Consider the following 15,234-nt stretch of genomic DNA (forward strand, 5'->3'; position numbering starts at 1 on the left):
AGTATAGAAGGCGGCCTCGACCTGATTCGGGAGGGAGGGCGGTTGTGTTTAGGCTGTTGCTCAGGCTGCGACGGTGGCTGCCTCTGCAGACGTCTGTCGCGCGAATGCGGCCTCAATCGGCTCTGCCTCCCGGTGGCGCTTGATCTCCTCGAAGAAGAGCTGCGCTTCGGGGTAACCGATTTTCAGGTAAGCGAGCCACTGCTTGATGCGATTACCCAGGTACTTTGCCGGATACTCCTCGCGGGTGGTGCAGTAGTAATTCCAAAGCACTGAAACGACCTGCTGCCACGGCATGGGGGTGTAAGCTTCGCCGGCACAGAATGCCCTGATCTGCAGAGGCAGGTCGGGGCGTGCGAGCAGGCTGCGACCGAACATGAAGGCTTCACAGCCGGTGACCTCCCTGCAGCGCCGGAAGTCCTCCACAGTCCAGATGTCCCCATTGGCAATGACGGGGATCGACAATGCCTCGCGGATCTCACCGACATACTCCCAGTAGGCTGGGGGGCGATAGCCATCCACCTTGGAGCGGGCGTGCACGGCGAGTTCACTGGCGCCGCCGTGCTCAGCCGCACGGGCATTGTCCATGTAGCTGCAGCGATCCTGGTAGCCGAGGCGGATCTTGGCGGTGACAGGAATGGTGTCCGGCACGGCCCCGCGTACGGCCCCGACAATGGCTTCAACCCGGTGTGGGCTCTGCAGCAGGCAGGCGCCGCCATCGCTGTTGTTGACGGATTTGGCCGGGCAGCCGAAGTTGAGGTCGATGGCCTTGGCCCCCGCAGCCACTGCACGGGCGGCATTTTCCGCCATCGATTCCGGGTTTCCGCCCAGCAGCTGCAGCCGAACCGGGGTGCCAGAGGGTGTCACTGCGCCATTCTCGAGTTCCGGGCAGAGTCTGTTGAAGACGCGTCGCGGTAAGCGGGTATGGGTGACCCGCACAAACTCGGTGACACAGATATCGATGCCGCCAATGCCGGACAGTAGTGCCCGCACATGGTGGTCGATGACGCCCTCCATGGGTGCCTGGTAGATGCGGGGTGGCGGATTTTGTGTCTCACGGGTCATAAGAGTTCGGGATGGCAATTGCGGGATAAAGCTTTTCAGGCGTCTATTTTAACACTTGCCGTGGCTCCGCCGTAATATCCTTCATCATCGGATTTGAAATTGGTTTCGGCGGTAATAATTCTATTTGTAATGGTCGTTTATCGTTGCGCCTGAAACTAATAAGTGTTTGATTTTAAAAGGTTGTTGTAACGATAATAGCGGCCGCTTTTGCGGATATAGGGGAAAATAGTGCAAGAGACGCTACTACAACAGGGATTGGACATCACGCTTTTCGGTATGGGTGTTGTTTTTTCTTTTCTGCTCCTGCTGGTCATCGGCACCGGCATCATGTCCCGCATCATAGTTCGCAATTTCCCAGAGACGGAACCCGTTCCCTCCGCACGCCCCAGTGGGCTGGGTGACGAAGCGCGCCTGCGCGCTATCGCCAAAGCGGCTATTGATCAGCATCGCAAACGAAATAAATAAAGAACTTCCGACGGGCAACCGTAAGCAACGCAGCCTTTCAGAATAATTACCGAGAGAGATGACCCATGACCGAGGTAAAAAAACCATTGGGAATTACCGATGTGGTCTTGCGCGACGCACATCAGTCACTTCTGGCAACCCGCATGCGACTGGACGATATGCTCCCGATCGCGGAAAAGCTCGACAAGGTGGGTTTCTGGTCCCTCGAGTCCTGGGGCGGTGCCACTTTTGATGCCTGTATTCGCTATCTGGGTGAGGATCCCTGGGAGCGTATTCGCGAGCTGAAAAAGGCGATGCCCAACACGCCGCAGCAGATGCTGTTCCGTGGCCAGAATATTCTCGGTTACCGTCACTACGCGGATGACGTAGTGGAAAAATTTGTCGAGCGCGCAGCGGAGAACGGCATTGACGTATTCCGCGTCTTCGACGCCATGAATGATATGCGCAACCTGCAGACTGCACTGCGCGCGGTAAAACAGCAGGGCAAGCATGCCCAGGGGACCATTTCCTACACCGTCAGCCCGGTCCACACCATGGATCTCTGGGTGGATCTGGGGCGGCAGCTCGAGGATATGGGCGCGGACTCTATTGCCATCAAGGACATGGCCGGACTGCTGCGCCCCTACGAGGGCTATGAGCTGGTTACGCGCCTGAAGGAGGCCGTGGATATTCCTATCCACATGCAGTGTCACGCCACGACCGGTCTCTCCACCGCTACCGCGCTCAAATGCATCGAGGCCGGTATCGACAATGTGGATACCGCCATTTCCTCCATGTCCATGACCTACGGTCACAGTCCGACCGAGACCCTGGTGGCCATTCTCGAGGGCACTGACCGCGACACCGGGCTGGATATTCACCTGCTGGAGGAAATCGCGGCGTATTTCCGCGAGGTGCGCAAGAAGTATGCGAAGTTCGAGGGCTCGCTGCGTGGAGTCGACTCTCGCATCCTGGTGGCGCAGGTTCCCGGCGGCATGTTGACCAATATGGAAAACCAGTTGCGCGAGCAGGGCGCCGCGGATCGCCTCGACGAGGTGCTGGAGGAGATTCCGCGCGTGCGCGAGGACCTCGGCTTCATTCCGCTGGTGACGCCCACCTCCCAGATCGTCGGTACCCAGGCGGTATTGAATGTCCTTACTGGCGAGCGCTACAAGTCGATCTCCAAGGAAACCGCCGCGGTACTGAAGGGCGAGTATGGTGCTACGCCCGCAGAGGTGAATAAAGAGCTACAGACTCGTGTTCTTGAGGGCGCCCAACCGGTGACCTGTCGCCCGGCCGATTTACTGTCCCCGGAACTCGATAAACTCAGCGAAGGATTGCGGGAAAAAGCCGGTGCCGAAGATATCGACCTGGAAGAGGGTGAGCGCCAGATCGACGATGTACTCACCTATGCGCTCTTTCCGCAGATTGGCCTCAAGTTCCTCAAGAACCGCGATAATCCGGATGCCTTCGAGCCGGTCCCCACGGGTGCGGCCGAGCACGCCGTCACCAATGACAGGGGCGAGGGGGTGTATACCGTCACTGTTGAAGGCAAGACCTACAGCGTAACCGTCAACGATGGCGGTGATGTGACCAATATGGCGGCGGCATCCGCTGCCCCGGCAGCCGGCGCTGCTCCGGCTGCTGCCAGTGGCGGTGAGCCCGTCTCGGCGCCTCTGGCCGGGAACATATTCAAGGTGCTGGTCAAGCCTGGTGACCAGGTCGCCGAGGGGCAGACGATCGTGGTGCTGGAGGCCATGAAAATGGAAACCGCGGTGAGCGCGCCCCGTGCCGGCAGCGTCACTACTGTGTCGGTCAAAGAGGGCGACTCCGTGGCGGTGGGCGATGCCCTGCTGTCGATCGCGTGAAGGCCTTGAAAGGAGTCGCTCGTGGATAATCTGTTAAATCTCTGGCTGTCCTCCGGCGCCTATCAAATGGCGTCGGGCCAGTTCGTTATGATTCTGGTGTGCCTGGGGCTGCTGTTCCTGGCCATCCGCAAGAACTTTGAACCCCTGCTGCTGGTGCCGATCGGCTTCGGCGGTATCCTGGCCAATATTCCCGGCGCCCACCTGGCCCTGTCAGCGGCTGAGACTGCCGTTGTGGCCGGAGACAGTGGCGTGCTGCTGCAGTTGGCCCAGTTGTTGGGGCTGGAAAATCTGGCTTCTACCACGGCCATGAAAGAGGCACTCGGCAATGCCCCGGCCTCCGTGCAGACGCAGGCCGCTGTGCTGGCGCAGGATGCCGGCTACAACAACGGCATGCTGTACAACTTCTATAGCGTGGCCATCGCCTCCGGCGTTGCACCGCTGGTGATTTTCATGGGCGTCGGCGCCATGACGGATTTCGGTCCGCTGCTTGCCAACCCGCGTACCCTGTTTCTCGGCGCCGCGGCCCAGTTCGGAATTTTTGCCACGGTCCTTGGGGCGGTAGGACTGTCGGCAGCAGGGATCATGGATTTCTCCATCGCCGATGCCGCGGCGATCGGTATCATTGGCGGTGCGGATGGCCCCACGGCGATTTATGTTTCCAGCCTGCTGGCGCCAGACCTGCTCGGTGCCATTGCCGTCGCCGCCTATTCCTATATGGCGCTGGTGCCGCTGATTCAGCCGCCGATTATGCGCGCTCTCACCACCCCGGAAGAGCGACGTATTGAAATGGTGCAGCTGCGCCATGTCACCAAGCGCGAGAAAATCACCTTTCCCTTGCTGCTACTGATTCTGGTGGCATTGTTCCTGCCGGATGCGGCACCGCTGCTCGGTATGTTCTGCTTCGGTAACCTGATGCGCGAGTGCGGGGTGGTTTCCCGCCTGTCAGACACGGCACAGAACGCACTGATCAATATCACCACCATCTTCCTCGGGCTGTCTGTGGGCTCGAAGCTGGCGGCAGACAAGTTTCTGGACCCCAAGACGCTGGGCATTCTGGCGCTGGGTATAATTGCATTTGCAATCGGTACAGCCGCTGGCGTGCTGATGGCCAAGCTCCTGAACCTTGTGAGCAAGCACAAGGTCAACCCGCTGATTGGCTCTGCTGGTGTTTCGGCAGTGCCGATGGCGGCGCGGGTCTCCAACAAGCTGGGACTCGAGGCCAATCCGCACAACTTCCTGTTGATGCACGCCATGGGCCCCAACGTGGCGGGGGTGATCGGCTCTGCCGTTGCCGCCGGTGTGATGATCACCATGGTGCGGGCGATGACAGGCTGATCCTGCAATCTAAACGTGTAAAGAGCGGGCTTCGGCCCGCTTTTTTATTGCCTGCGTTCAGCAGTAGCTGTTGGGCGCTGACCTGCTGGTCGACCGGGTATCAGTGGGCTGACGTAGCCGTGGTATGATGGGCGCGTTTTTTGTTCACTGGGGCGCCAGCGGCCGCCCGAAGGAGAGGTAATGTCCTGGTTGGGAGCGGGGATTGGCGCCGGTATCGGCATGGTGTTTGGTGGCCCTATCGGCGCGGCGCTCGGCGCCTGGATCGGTAGTTCGTTTGGTTCGGGGCTGCGCAATGTCGGTGCTACCGCCAAGCTCAATCGAGATGGCGCGCAGGCGGTGTTTATTGTCACGCTGTTCTCCATGCTGGCCAAGATGGCCAAGGCCGACGGGCAGGTGTCGAAGGCAGAAGTCGATCTGATTGACGATTTCATCAAGAACAACCTGCGCCTCGGTGAGGAGGAGCGCGCCGAAGCGATCCGCATCTTCCAGAACGCCAAAACCGACTCCTACAGCATTTACGACTACGCCAAGCAATACCGGCAGCTGGTGCGCAACCAGGCGATGCGTGAGGTCGTATACCGCCTCTTGTTCGCCGTTGCCCATGCAGACGGGCAGCTGCACCGTGCGGAGGAGGAGATCCTGCGCCGGATCCCCGCTTACCTGGGCCTGCATGAATCCATCTTCTCTGCGATGGCCGGCGAGTTTGGCAATCGTGGCGCCAGTTCCGCGGTCAGCCTGGAGCAGCACTACGCGGTGCTGGGCTGTGCACCGGACGTGAGTGATCGGGAGCTGAAGCTGGCCTACCGTCGCAAGGCTGCAGAGTTCCACCCGGACAAGATCGCCTCCAAGGGGCTGCCCGACGAGTTCCTGCGCCATGCAGAGGATCAGATGAAGAGCGTGACCGTGGCTTACGAGACAATCGTAGCTGCGCGCAAGCGCTCTGCAGCCTCCGAGACCGCGTGACGATGCATTTCCCGATCAAGCCGGGCACTGCGCCCGGGCCATTTCCCAGATCAAAGAAGTAGCGTGAGATAGCAGCATGAGCCTTGCAAAACAGATTGAGGAAAAACTCGTGGCGGAGTTTGCTCCGGTACACATCGATGTGCAGTGTGAGAGCCATCTACATAATGTACCGGCGGGTTCTGAGATGCACTTTCGTGTGGTGCTGGTTTCCGAGCAGTTCGATCAGCTGCGTAAAGTGCAGCGCCATCAAAAAGTGTATGGCGTGCTGGCCGAGGAAATGGCGGGCCCCGTTCATGCCCTGGCTTTGCATATCTTCAGTCCGGAAGAGTGGCAGGGGCAGGCGCCGGAAAGCCCGCAGTGCCTGGGTGGTGAGAAGAAGTCCTGACCCTTTCTCTTTTCTTCTTGTCTTTGCCGCGGGGAGGCTCGATCTTCCCGCGGCAAACTGGCCTTGAACGGTTTCCCGTCTGACGCCAAAGCTGGCTTATCTATCGTCGTCCAGACGATGTTTCTTCTCTCCTCTTCTCTCCTCTTCTCTCCTCTTCGCTCCGGCAGGTCTCCCCGCCCAACTTCAATTCTTAGCTGCGAGCGCGCGTGGATCTGACTTGGGAAATTGCGCTTCAAGTTGAAAATATTGGTGGCAAATCGGTACTTGGCTGACAGCTCAGCCTCGATTTTTAATGAATTAGGTGCCTTTTTTTCCTGTCTGTCAGCTGAATTAATAAACAAAAACAACGACAAAAAAATAAATGGCGCGCCAAAAAAGAAGAATGGGTGCCATTACTACGCAAAAGTTCCACGATGGGGCAGTGAAGTTGGGTGTTTTTTCTACAGCTGTTTTTTTTCGTGTCTATGCTGAAGGTGATTGGGTTAATTGCTGTTCAATTTGCCGAATATCAATGGAGTATCACCTATGAAAATGACGCGCATTCTGACACCTCTGGCCCTTGCTGTATCCGCCATGGTTGGAGCGCAGCAGGCACTGGCGGGACCCTCGGGTTACGCGCCACCGATGCCCTCGGGCCCGGCCCCCATCTATGAAGCAGGCACTGTTGTGTTCCGCTTGGGTGGTGCCTATGTGGACCCGGATGACACCTCGGTTAACCTGCGGAACCCGGATATCTTCCCCGAGTTCACCGGGTTGCGGTACGACCTGGATTCCGAGTGGTCCTGGCAGTTCAGTGCCATGGTCATGCCGATCGATCACTTCGGTATCGAGTACCAGTATGACGGTGAGGCTGGCCATAGCCACGATGTCCGCTTTATCGAGGACGGAGAGGAAATCCTTCGTCGTAAGTTGGACAACAAGGATCTCGACAGAACCACCCAGTTGCTGACGGTGAACTGGTTCCCGGTCTGTAAGGAATCCTGGATCCAGCCCTATGTTGGCTTCGGTGCTGTCTACACGGACTTCGACAGCGTCAACACCAGCGAGGTCATCAACGAGTATCTGGCGGATAACGCCGATGCCATTGGCCCAGCCCGCTTCAGCATTAACGATAGCTGGGGTTGGACTGGCCAGGTGGGTGTCGACATCATCCTTGGTCGTGAGAGCAACTGGTTGGTGAATGCCGCCGTGCGCTATGACGATACCGAGCTTGATGCCCAGCTCAACTACGCGGTCGAAGGATTGACCCAGGATGACCCGCAGGAAATCCGGACTTTCTACAACTCGGTCAGATCCGAGTTTGACCCGGAGCCCTGGGTATGGACTGTCGGTGTGGGCTACAAGTTCTGATTGCCCGCACTTCCAAGGATGGGGAAAAAGGCGCTTCGGCGCCTTTTTTCATGTCTGTAGAAAGCGCTTTGGGTGTTGCCCCTTACTCTCTCAAAAGGCCCGCCCCCTATCGATTGCTGGGGAATGAAAACTGGGCCCCTTCGCGGAGGTCGCTCGCGGGCCAGCGCTGGGTGATGGTCTTGCGCTTGGTGTAGAAGCGCACCGAGTCCGGCCCGTAGGCGTGCAGGTCGCCAAACAGGGAGTGTTTCCAGCCGCCAAAGCTGTGGTAGGCCACCGGAACCGGCAGAGGCACATTGATGCCGACCATGCCAATCTTGATATTGTCCGCAAAGTAACGTGCAGCTTCACCATCACGGGTAAAAATACAGGTGCCGTTACCGTACTCATGGTCATCGATAATCTGCATGGCTTCCTGCATGGTGTCGGCGCGCATGATACAGAGCACCGGCCCGAAGATTTCCTCGGAATGAATCACCATGCCCGGCTTCACCTTATCGAACAGGCAGGCACCCAGGTAGTTGCCACTTTCGAAGCCCTTCACTTTCAATCCCCGGCCATCAATCACCAGCTCAGCACCTTCTTCCACGCCTTTGGCGATGTAACCGGTGACTTTTTCCAGGTGGGGGCGGGTGACCAGTGGGCCCATGTCATTGGTGTTGTCGCGGCCGTCACCCACTTTCAGTCCAGCGATTTGCGCCTTGAGTTTTTCGACCAACGCATCGGCTGTGGCATCGCCCACAGCAACCACCACCGAGATGGCCATGCAGCGCTCACCGCAGGAGCCGTAAGCGGCGCCCATCAGTGCGCTGGCGGCGTTATCCAGATCGGCATCGGGCATGACGAGGGCGTGGTTCTTGGCACCGCCAAAGGCCTGTACCCGTTTCCCGGAGGCGGTGCCGGTGGTGTAGATATATTCAGCAACCGGTGTCGATCCCACGAAGCTAATGGCCTGGACCCGCCTGTCGGTAAGCAGGGTATCCACGGCTTCCTTGTCGCCGTTGACCACGTTGAGGACCCCTGGGGGAATCCCGGCCTCCAGACCCAGCTGCGCGATGTACAGGGCAGCGCTGGGATCGCGCTCGGAGGGTTTCAGCACAAACGTATTGCCGCAGGCCACGGCCATCGGCCACATCCACAGGGGCACCATGGCCGGGAAATTGAACGGAGTGATTCCCGCGCAGACACCCAGAGGCTGGAATTCGCTCCAGGAGTCGATAGCGGGACCCACATCGCGGCTGTGCTCACCCTTGAGCAGTTCGGGCAGTGCACAGACGTATTCGACGTTTTCGATGCCGCGCTGGAGCTCACCCATGGCGTCGTTCAATACCTTGCCATGCTCGCGGGTAAGCAGTGCGCAGATCTTGTCCGCATGCTCTTCCAGCAGGTCCTTCAGGCGAAACATGATGCGCATGCGCTTGATTGGCGGCACAGAGCGCCAGGCAGGGTAGGCGTCGGCTGCGGCAGCAACGGCCTTCTCGACGGTCTCACGGTCGGCCAGGGAAACTTGCGCCTCAAGCTCATTGGTGGACGGGTTGACGATTTCCTGGAATCGCTCTCCATCTGTGACAAGTTCACCGTTGATCAGGTGCCCGATGGTTTGCATGGTTGACTCCCTCCAGTTTTCCGCAGGCACCGGGGGCCGGCGGGCTTCCATGATGGAATTGCTACGATAAAAAGCCGGGCAAAAGTGCCGGGCGCGTCCTTTGACTCTGCAGACTGATGGTTATGATGCCGGCACAAAACCGTAATCACTGAGATAGTAGGCCGGCTGGCGATCGCCGTCACGCGAACCAGGGTGCAGATAGTCCGTCAACGGAATATCACTGGTATTGGTTTGGGGGATAGGAGAAGGCAGTTTGGTATCGCCCGCTATCCGGAGATCCTGATCCCGAATGGGGCAGGCACTTTCGCTGGATTGCTTTGACACCCGAAGCCTGGCACGGAGCTTCCCTGCTCCCCGCGGGGTGGGTTACTGCGGCGGGAAGTCTCGCAACACGGCGAGGAATGCATCTCCAAACCGCTGTAACTTGCTGTCACCAACACCGGAGATGGACAGCAGGGCTTCCTCTGTCTGCGGCTTTGCGGCAAGCATTTCGCGCAGGGTGGCGTCGTGGAATACCACGTAGGGCGGCACGCCTTTTTCGTCCGCCAGTTGCTTGCGACAGGCCCGCAGAGCCTCCCAGAGTGGAGCATCCGCTGGAGCGATATCGGCAGCGGCTCGCGAACCGCTGGCAGCTGATCGTCTAGTGGGGGTAGGCAGCTTGCGCAGCTCGATCTTTTCCTCCCCGCGCAGCAGTGGCCGGCAGGCCTCGGTCAGCTGCAGGGCACCAAACGCTTCGCTGTTGACCTCAAGGTAGCCGCGCACCACCAATTGGCGCACGACAGCGCGCCACTCGGCGGCACTCAGTTCAGTGCCAATGCCGTAAGTCGACAGCTCGTCATGGCCAAACTTGAGCACTTTTTCACTGGTGCTTCCCCGCAGCACATCGATGACGTGCGCAGCTCCGAAACGCTGTCCGGTGCGGTAGACACAGGAGAGCAGCTTGGTGGCCGCCTCGCTGCCGTCCCAGGTTTGTGGCGGCTCCTGGCAGGTATCGCAGTTGCCGCAGGGTTCCTGCAGCTCCTCAGCAAAGTAGCTGAGCAGTGCCTGGCGGCGACAGCTGGTAATTTCACAAAGCCCCAGCATGGCATTGAGGCGGTTCCGTTCCTGGCGCCGGTGCTCCTCGCTGCCGTCGGAATTGGCTGCCATCTGTCCCAGCTTGACCACATCTTCCAGCCCATAGAGCAATAACGCGGTAGCCGGCTCGCCATCCCGTCCGGCCCGGCCGGTTTCCTGGTAGTAGGCCTCGATGCTTTTTGGAAGATCCAGGTGGGCGACAAAGCGGACGTCCGGCTTGTCGATCCCCATGCCGAAGGCGATGGTTGCTACCACGATCACGCCATCTTCGCGCAGGAAGCGCCGCTGGTGTTCCGCGCGCAGGTCTGCGGGCAGGCCAGCGTGGTAGGGCAGGGCGGTAAAGCCTTGCTGTACCAGCCAGTCTGCAGTGCTCTCGACCTTGCTGCGGGAAAGGCAATAGACGATCCCCGAGTCGTCCCTGTGCTCGGCGCGGATAAAGTCCAGGAGCTGGCGGCGGGGGTTATCCTTCTGGGCGATTCGGTAGCGGATATTCGGGCGATCGAAACTGCTGACGAAATGGCGCGCTTCGGCCAGGTCCAGCCGCTGGGCGATCTCTGCCCGGGTGCGGCGGTCCGCTGTGGCGGTCAGGGCAATCCGCGGAACCGTGGGGAATTGTTCGTGCAGGCAGTTGAGCTGCAGGTAGTCGGCACGGAAGTCGTGGCCCCAATGGGACACACAGTGGGCCTCGTCGATGGCGAACAGGGAGATCTGAACCCGCTGTAACATCGCCAGTGTGCGGGGTTGCAGCAGTCTCTCCGGGGCCATATAGAGCAGGTCCAGCTCACCGGCCTGCAATGCGGCCTCAATTTGCTGGGCCTGTTCCGGTGGCACTGACGAGTTCAGGAAGGCTGCGCGGACCCCCGCGGCGCAGAGCGCCTCTACCTGGTCCTGCATCAGGGCAATCAGTGGGGAGATCACTACGCCGCAGCCTTCACGGGCGAGCGCCGGTATCTGGTAGCAGAGGGATTTGCCGCCGCCGGTAGGCATCAGTACCAGGGCGTCCTGGCCGTCCATCAGGGTATCGATCACCTCGCGCTGAGGGTCGCGAAACCGGGTGTAGCCAAAGGTATGTTCGAGGATGGATTGTGGGGAACTCATGGCGGGGGAGTATACCTGCTCCCGCTTTTCAGCGGGGCGCTGGCGAGGTAGGAATGGTGACCAGTCAGGGCAATTCCGGCGCCTCTTTTCTATCGCTACAGAACAGATGGCGGCCATTGCGTCTATAATCCAGCCACCACAGACATAGACAAGGATAAGGCTATGTGTGCTCTGATAAGGATGATGTCGTGGCTGCTGGTGATTGGTCTCGCAGGATGCGCGACCGGTACCCCGCACAACCTTCTGCAGTCCGACCGCGCCGATACACACCTGGGCTGGCAGCCCGCCCCGGAAAACCAGCTGGCCTATTCGGTGGCCACATCGAGTGGTATTGCCCGACTGGTATTGGACCGGCTGCCGGAAAACCTCAACAGGGTGACCCTGGATCTGCCAGGCATGCAGGAGGTTGAAGGGGTACAGTGGCGCGGAGATGACGGCAAGAATGCCATGCTCTATTCCGGCCAATCCGGAGAGCCGGGGGTGACTCTGGAGCAGCGGCGCCGCGGTTTCACACTCTACATCGAGGGCCCTGCACTGGATCGCATCCGCGTGGGTGGCCTGCTCACGGTTGTGGACTTCTACCGCGGCTGATCGGCCGTGGCGCTTTCCTCGGGCTCATCGAACCCGAATCCATCGGGGCGTATCAGGTAGAGACGGGGCCAGAATTTGCCCGTGATCCAGAGGCCGTTGCGCGCGCGATCCCAGGCGATGCCGTTGGCGACCACATCAGGGTGAGTTGAACCCGGCTCCAGCCCCTGCAGATCGATAACACCGCGCACTTCGCCGCTCTGGGGATCAATGGCGGCGATGCGCTTGTCCTGCCAGATATTGGCCCAGACGAGCCCGTGGGCATACTCCAGTTCGTTCAGCAGCAACCACCTTTCACCGCCGCCATGTACCTTGAGCTCACGTTGAATGGCAAAGGTATCCGGGTCGCGGAAGGTGAGAATATCACTGCCATTGCTCATGATCAGGTGCTCACCATCGCTGGTCAGCCCCCATCCCTCTCCGGCGTAATAGCGCCTGCCGAGCGGTGTCATGTTTTCCCGCCGGTAGAGCTGTAACTCGCCGGCCTTGTAGGTCAGCAGGTAGATCCTGTCTCCCAGCACCGTCAGTCCCTCGGCAAAACGGTCTGCTGCCAGCCATTTGCGCCTTACGGGGCGGGTGGTTGGGTCGGTATACTCGGCCAACCAGGAGCGACCGAACAGGCCGCTGCTCTCCCACCAGCGCTCGCCATCGAAGAAGAGCCCCTGGGTGAAGTGGTCACCGGGGCGATTGCGCTGCTCAATCAGGTCGTAAGCGATCGTCGGAACGGATCCGGCAGCCGCAAGGGTGGGGAGGGCGAGAACCAGTGTGGCGATCGCGATGCGGGCGCGGCGACAGAATTCCAAATCAGGCATTTCAGGCTTTATGACCAGAGTAAAAACATTCGTGACCTTGACCCTGCTCGGGGGACTGGCGGTGGTGCTGCCCATCGCCATTTTCATTCTGCTGTTCCAGTGGCTGTTTGGCCAGGTCAGCGAACTGGTTGCGCCGGCAGTGCACTGGTTCGAGGCCCAGACCGGTTTCAAGAATACCGTTGCCAGACTGGCGGTGATAGCCCTGATACTGGGGGCCTGCTTCCTGATCGGATTGCTGGTGAAAACCAGTGTCGGCCGCTGGTTGCACCGCCATCTGGATCACTGGCTCGGCCGACTGGCGCCGGGGTACAACACCATCAAGGATCTCGTACTCCAGTTTATTGGCGGTGGCGCGGGGGAGGGGGTCCTGTCCGGGCCGGTGGCCCGGGTTCGCATACTCGGTGCCAACAACCCTCTGTCTGTCACCGCGATCGTGACCTCGCGGCACGATAACGGCGACTTCACCGTGTACGTGCCCACCGCCCCGGTGCCCACCTCAGGCTTCGTCTACCACGTCACCGAAGATTGCGTGGAAATACTGCCCCATGTGACCGTCGAGGCGGCGATGAAATCCATCGTGGCCTGTGGCAGTGGCAGCGGACGGCTGTTGGTTCATCCCCCGGAAGAGGCCGCGGTGAACTGACACTGCCGGTGTTAACGCTGGCGGTTCTTGCCCAGATCGCGAATGGCGAAGCGCGCAGGGTGCAGTGCCCGCACCAACTCTTCTGAAACTGGCATTGGCTGGCCACTGATCCAGCTGGCCAGCACTTCAGCGGCCAGCGGGGCGTAAGTGAACCCGCGGGAACCCAGACCCGCGAGGGAAAACAGGCCCGGTGGGTAGTGGCACCGCTCGGGAATGAGCGCCTTGCGGTTGCGGCGCAGGAAGCTGTAGGTGCTGTTCAGCGAATCCCAGTCCGGCACCGGGCCAGCCATGGGCAGGTAGTCCGGTGTGGCGGCACGCACGGCGGCGCGACCGGACAGTGACTGGACGGCGAAGTCTTGTGCCGCCTCCGGCATGACCTGTGCCAGTGTCTCCAGGTTTTCCTTGTGCTCCACTTCCCGGATATCTGCTCCGGTCTCCTTCAGCTTGAAGGTGGCGCCAAAGCTCTGTTGTCCATGGGAAGGGGGCGCCACGTAGCCGTCACCACAGAGTGCCACCCGCAGTCCGGCAGAACGTTCCGTGGCCCGGGCAATGGAGACCTGGCCGCGGATTGGCCGCAATGGCAATTCTTCCGTCTGGGGGAAACCCGGCGTCTGATGGGCGCAGCAGATCACCACCGCGTCCGCGCTGTATTGCTCTGCCCCGGAAGTGCTCAGTTGCCAGCCTTGCTGTTGTTGGCTGAGCTGCTCGATGGCGGTTTGGCAATGCAGCTGAATGTTTGGGTGCCGGAGCAGCGCCGCGCACACATTGGCCGGCTCCAGCCAGCCCGCCCGGGGGAAGAATATACCCGCGTAAGGCAGGGCAATGCCGGCCAGTTCCGAGGCCTGGGCAGCATCCACGGGCCGGGCCAGTTCACTGGCATCACGGGTCGCGAGCCACTGCTGCAACTGTGCTTGCAGCTCCTGCTCTTTCTCTCCCTGGGCCAGTTGCAGCAGTCCGCTGGTATGGAAGCACTCGGGGCAAAGTTTTGGATAGTAGCGTTGGGCGAACAGCAGTGCGTGCAGGTTGAAGTCGCCGTTCGGACCCGGGCGGTGGGAAAGTTTCGCGTACAGGATGCCCTGCTCATTGCCGGAACCGCCGCTGCCCGGCGCGCTGCCGCGCTCAAACACGTTAACCTGGTAGCCGCACTCTGCCAGCGCGCGAGCGGCAGTGGCCCCGGCGATGCCAGCGCCGATTACTGCGATGGTGCTGCCCCTTGGCGCGGATACTGGGTGTCGGGGAAGATGCCAGGGGGTGGCAGTTACAGCCGACGCTTCCGGCGCAGCCAGTCTTCCGCGCAGCATTTCCCGCTTGCGCCCGAATCCGGGCACTTTCTCCAGCGCGAAGCCCGCATCTTTCAGGCCACGTTTAACCAGGCCGGCGCAGGTAAAGGTGGCGAAGGTGGCTTCACGACGGCTCAGCGCCGCGATGTTGTGAAACAGCGCTTCACTCCACATGGCGGGATTCTTGGCGGGTGCAAAGCCGTCCAGGAACCAGGCGTCCACCCGGCGATCCAGTGCATCGTCGCCGAGCCGGAGGGCGGCGAAGCCCTCGCTGGCCTCGCCGATCACCAGCGTCAGCGAAACAGGGCCGAACCGCAGTCTGTGGACGCCGGCAGCAAGCAGGGGTGGATAAGCCTGTTCAAGTTCCTCAGCCAGTGGCCCGAGCTCGGGCCAGAGACTCAGCGCGCGGGACAGGTCAGGCCGGCGCAAGGGATATTTCTCGACTGAGATGAAGTGCAGGTATGCATCGGTCGGTGCCGCCTGCAGCCAGAGTTGCCAGGCGGCGAGAAAATTGAGCCCGGTACCGAAGCCCGTTTCGCCAATGTTGAAAGTGTCTCCGGCCTTCAGTGTCGCCCAGCGCTCTGCCAGGTGGTTCTGTTTCAGGAAGACGAAGCGCGTTTCTTCGAGGCCGGATTCGCGAGAGAAGTAGACATCATCAAAGGCGCGGGAAAGCGGTTGTCCGTCTTCGCGCCAGTGGATATCCGCATGGGGGTGTTCGCTGCCCATCTG

At 60.4% G+C, this 15,234-nt stretch carries 13 protein-coding genes; 8 read left to right on the forward strand and 5 right to left on the reverse strand.

Annotated elements, in window-relative coordinates; all coding sequences use genetic code 11:
• Nucleotides 1–60: 60 nt before the first annotated feature.
• The gene (locus AUP74_RS10415) at nt 61–1,062 is read right to left on the reverse strand and encodes a tRNA dihydrouridine synthase (protein WP_069947516.1); all 1,002 of its coding nucleotides are present in this window, start codon (nt 1,060–1,062) and stop codon (nt 61–63) included.
• A 228-nt stretch (nt 1,063–1,290) separates the two neighbouring features.
• On the opposite strand from AUP74_RS10415, the gene AUP74_RS10420 reads away from it, so the two are divergent.
• From AUP74_RS10420 to AUP74_RS10445, 6 genes are all read left to right on the forward strand, one after another.
• Nucleotides 1,291–1,527 (forward strand): OadG family protein, encoded by a 237-nt coding sequence (locus AUP74_RS10420; protein WP_069947517.1) that lies wholly within the window; start codon nt 1,291–1,293, stop codon nt 1,525–1,527.
• A gap of 65 nt (nt 1,528–1,592) precedes the next feature.
• Nucleotides 1,593–3,374 carry a sodium-extruding oxaloacetate decarboxylase subunit alpha gene (gene oadA, locus AUP74_RS10425; protein ID WP_069947518.1) on the forward strand — a complete coding sequence of 594 codons (1,782 nt, stop codon included), beginning with the start codon at nt 1,593–1,595 and terminating at the stop codon, nt 3,372–3,374.
• 21 nt (nt 3,375–3,395) lie between these two features.
• Nucleotides 3,396–4,709 carry a sodium ion-translocating decarboxylase subunit beta gene (locus AUP74_RS10430; protein WP_069947519.1) on the forward strand — a complete coding sequence of 438 codons (1,314 nt, stop codon included), beginning with the start codon at nt 3,396–3,398 and terminating at the stop codon, nt 4,707–4,709.
• Nucleotides 4,710–4,889: 180 nt separating this feature from the next.
• On the forward strand, nt 4,890–5,672 hold the full coding sequence (djlA, locus tag AUP74_RS10435) for a co-chaperone DjlA (protein WP_069947520.1): 783 nt from the start codon (nt 4,890–4,892) through the stop codon (nt 5,670–5,672).
• Nucleotides 5,673–5,748: 76 nt separating this feature from the next.
• Nucleotides 5,749–6,057, forward strand: a complete 309-nt coding sequence (locus AUP74_RS10440; RefSeq protein ID WP_069947521.1) for a BolA family protein — start codon at nt 5,749–5,751, stop codon at nt 6,055–6,057.
• A gap of 525 nt (nt 6,058–6,582) precedes the next feature.
• Complete coding sequence (locus tag AUP74_RS10445; RefSeq protein WP_069947522.1) at nt 6,583–7,407, forward strand: OmpW/AlkL family protein; 825 nt, start codon at nt 6,583–6,585, stop codon at nt 7,405–7,407.
• Nucleotides 7,408–7,513: 106 nt separating this feature from the next.
• Here AUP74_RS10445 and AUP74_RS10450 read toward each other — a convergent pair whose 3' ends face one another.
• Together AUP74_RS10450 and recQ are read right to left on the reverse strand one after the other, a co-directional pair.
• Nucleotides 7,514–9,010 (reverse strand): CoA-acylating methylmalonate-semialdehyde dehydrogenase, encoded by a 1,497-nt coding sequence (locus AUP74_RS10450; protein ID WP_145924373.1) that lies wholly within the window; start codon nt 9,008–9,010, stop codon nt 7,514–7,516.
• A gap of 366 nt (nt 9,011–9,376) precedes the next feature.
• Entirely contained in the window at nt 9,377–11,182 is a 1,806-nt protein-coding gene (gene recQ / locus AUP74_RS10460) for a DNA helicase RecQ (protein WP_069947525.1), read from the reverse strand.
• Nucleotides 11,183–11,344: 162 nt separating this feature from the next.
• Between recQ and AUP74_RS10465 the strand changes: the two genes are divergently transcribed.
• On the forward strand, nt 11,345–11,773 hold the full coding sequence (locus tag AUP74_RS10465; RefSeq protein ID WP_145924374.1) for a hypothetical protein: 429 nt from the start codon (nt 11,345–11,347) through the stop codon (nt 11,771–11,773).
• Here AUP74_RS10465 and AUP74_RS10470 read toward each other — a convergent pair.
• Entirely contained in the window at nt 11,761–12,582 is an 822-nt protein-coding gene (locus AUP74_RS10470; protein ID WP_069947527.1) for a glutaminyl-peptide cyclotransferase, read from the reverse strand. The genes AUP74_RS10465 and AUP74_RS10470 overlap by 13 nt on opposite strands.
• Before the next feature lie 10 nt (nt 12,583–12,592).
• Between AUP74_RS10470 and AUP74_RS10475 the strand changes: the two genes are divergently transcribed.
• Entirely contained in the window at nt 12,593–13,225 is a 633-nt protein-coding gene (locus AUP74_RS10475) for a DUF502 domain-containing protein (RefSeq protein WP_069947528.1), read from the forward strand.
• 11 nt (nt 13,226–13,236) lie between these two features.
• Here the strand turns inward: AUP74_RS10475 and mnmC are convergent, their stop codons facing one another.
• Nucleotides 13,237–15,231: a bifunctional tRNA (5-methylaminomethyl-2-thiouridine)(34)-methyltransferase MnmC2/FAD-dependent 5-carboxymethylaminomethyl-2-thiouridine(34) oxidoreductase MnmC1 gene (mnmC, locus tag AUP74_RS10480; protein ID WP_069947529.1), complete on the reverse strand. Its 1,995-nt coding sequence runs from the start codon at nt 15,229–15,231 to the stop codon at nt 13,237–13,239.
• Nucleotides 15,232–15,234 lie beyond the last annotated feature (3 nt).

Source organism: Microbulbifer aggregans, from assembly GCF_001750105.1.
GTDB classification, from domain to species: domain Bacteria; phylum Pseudomonadota; class Gammaproteobacteria; order Pseudomonadales; family Cellvibrionaceae; genus Microbulbifer; species Microbulbifer aggregans.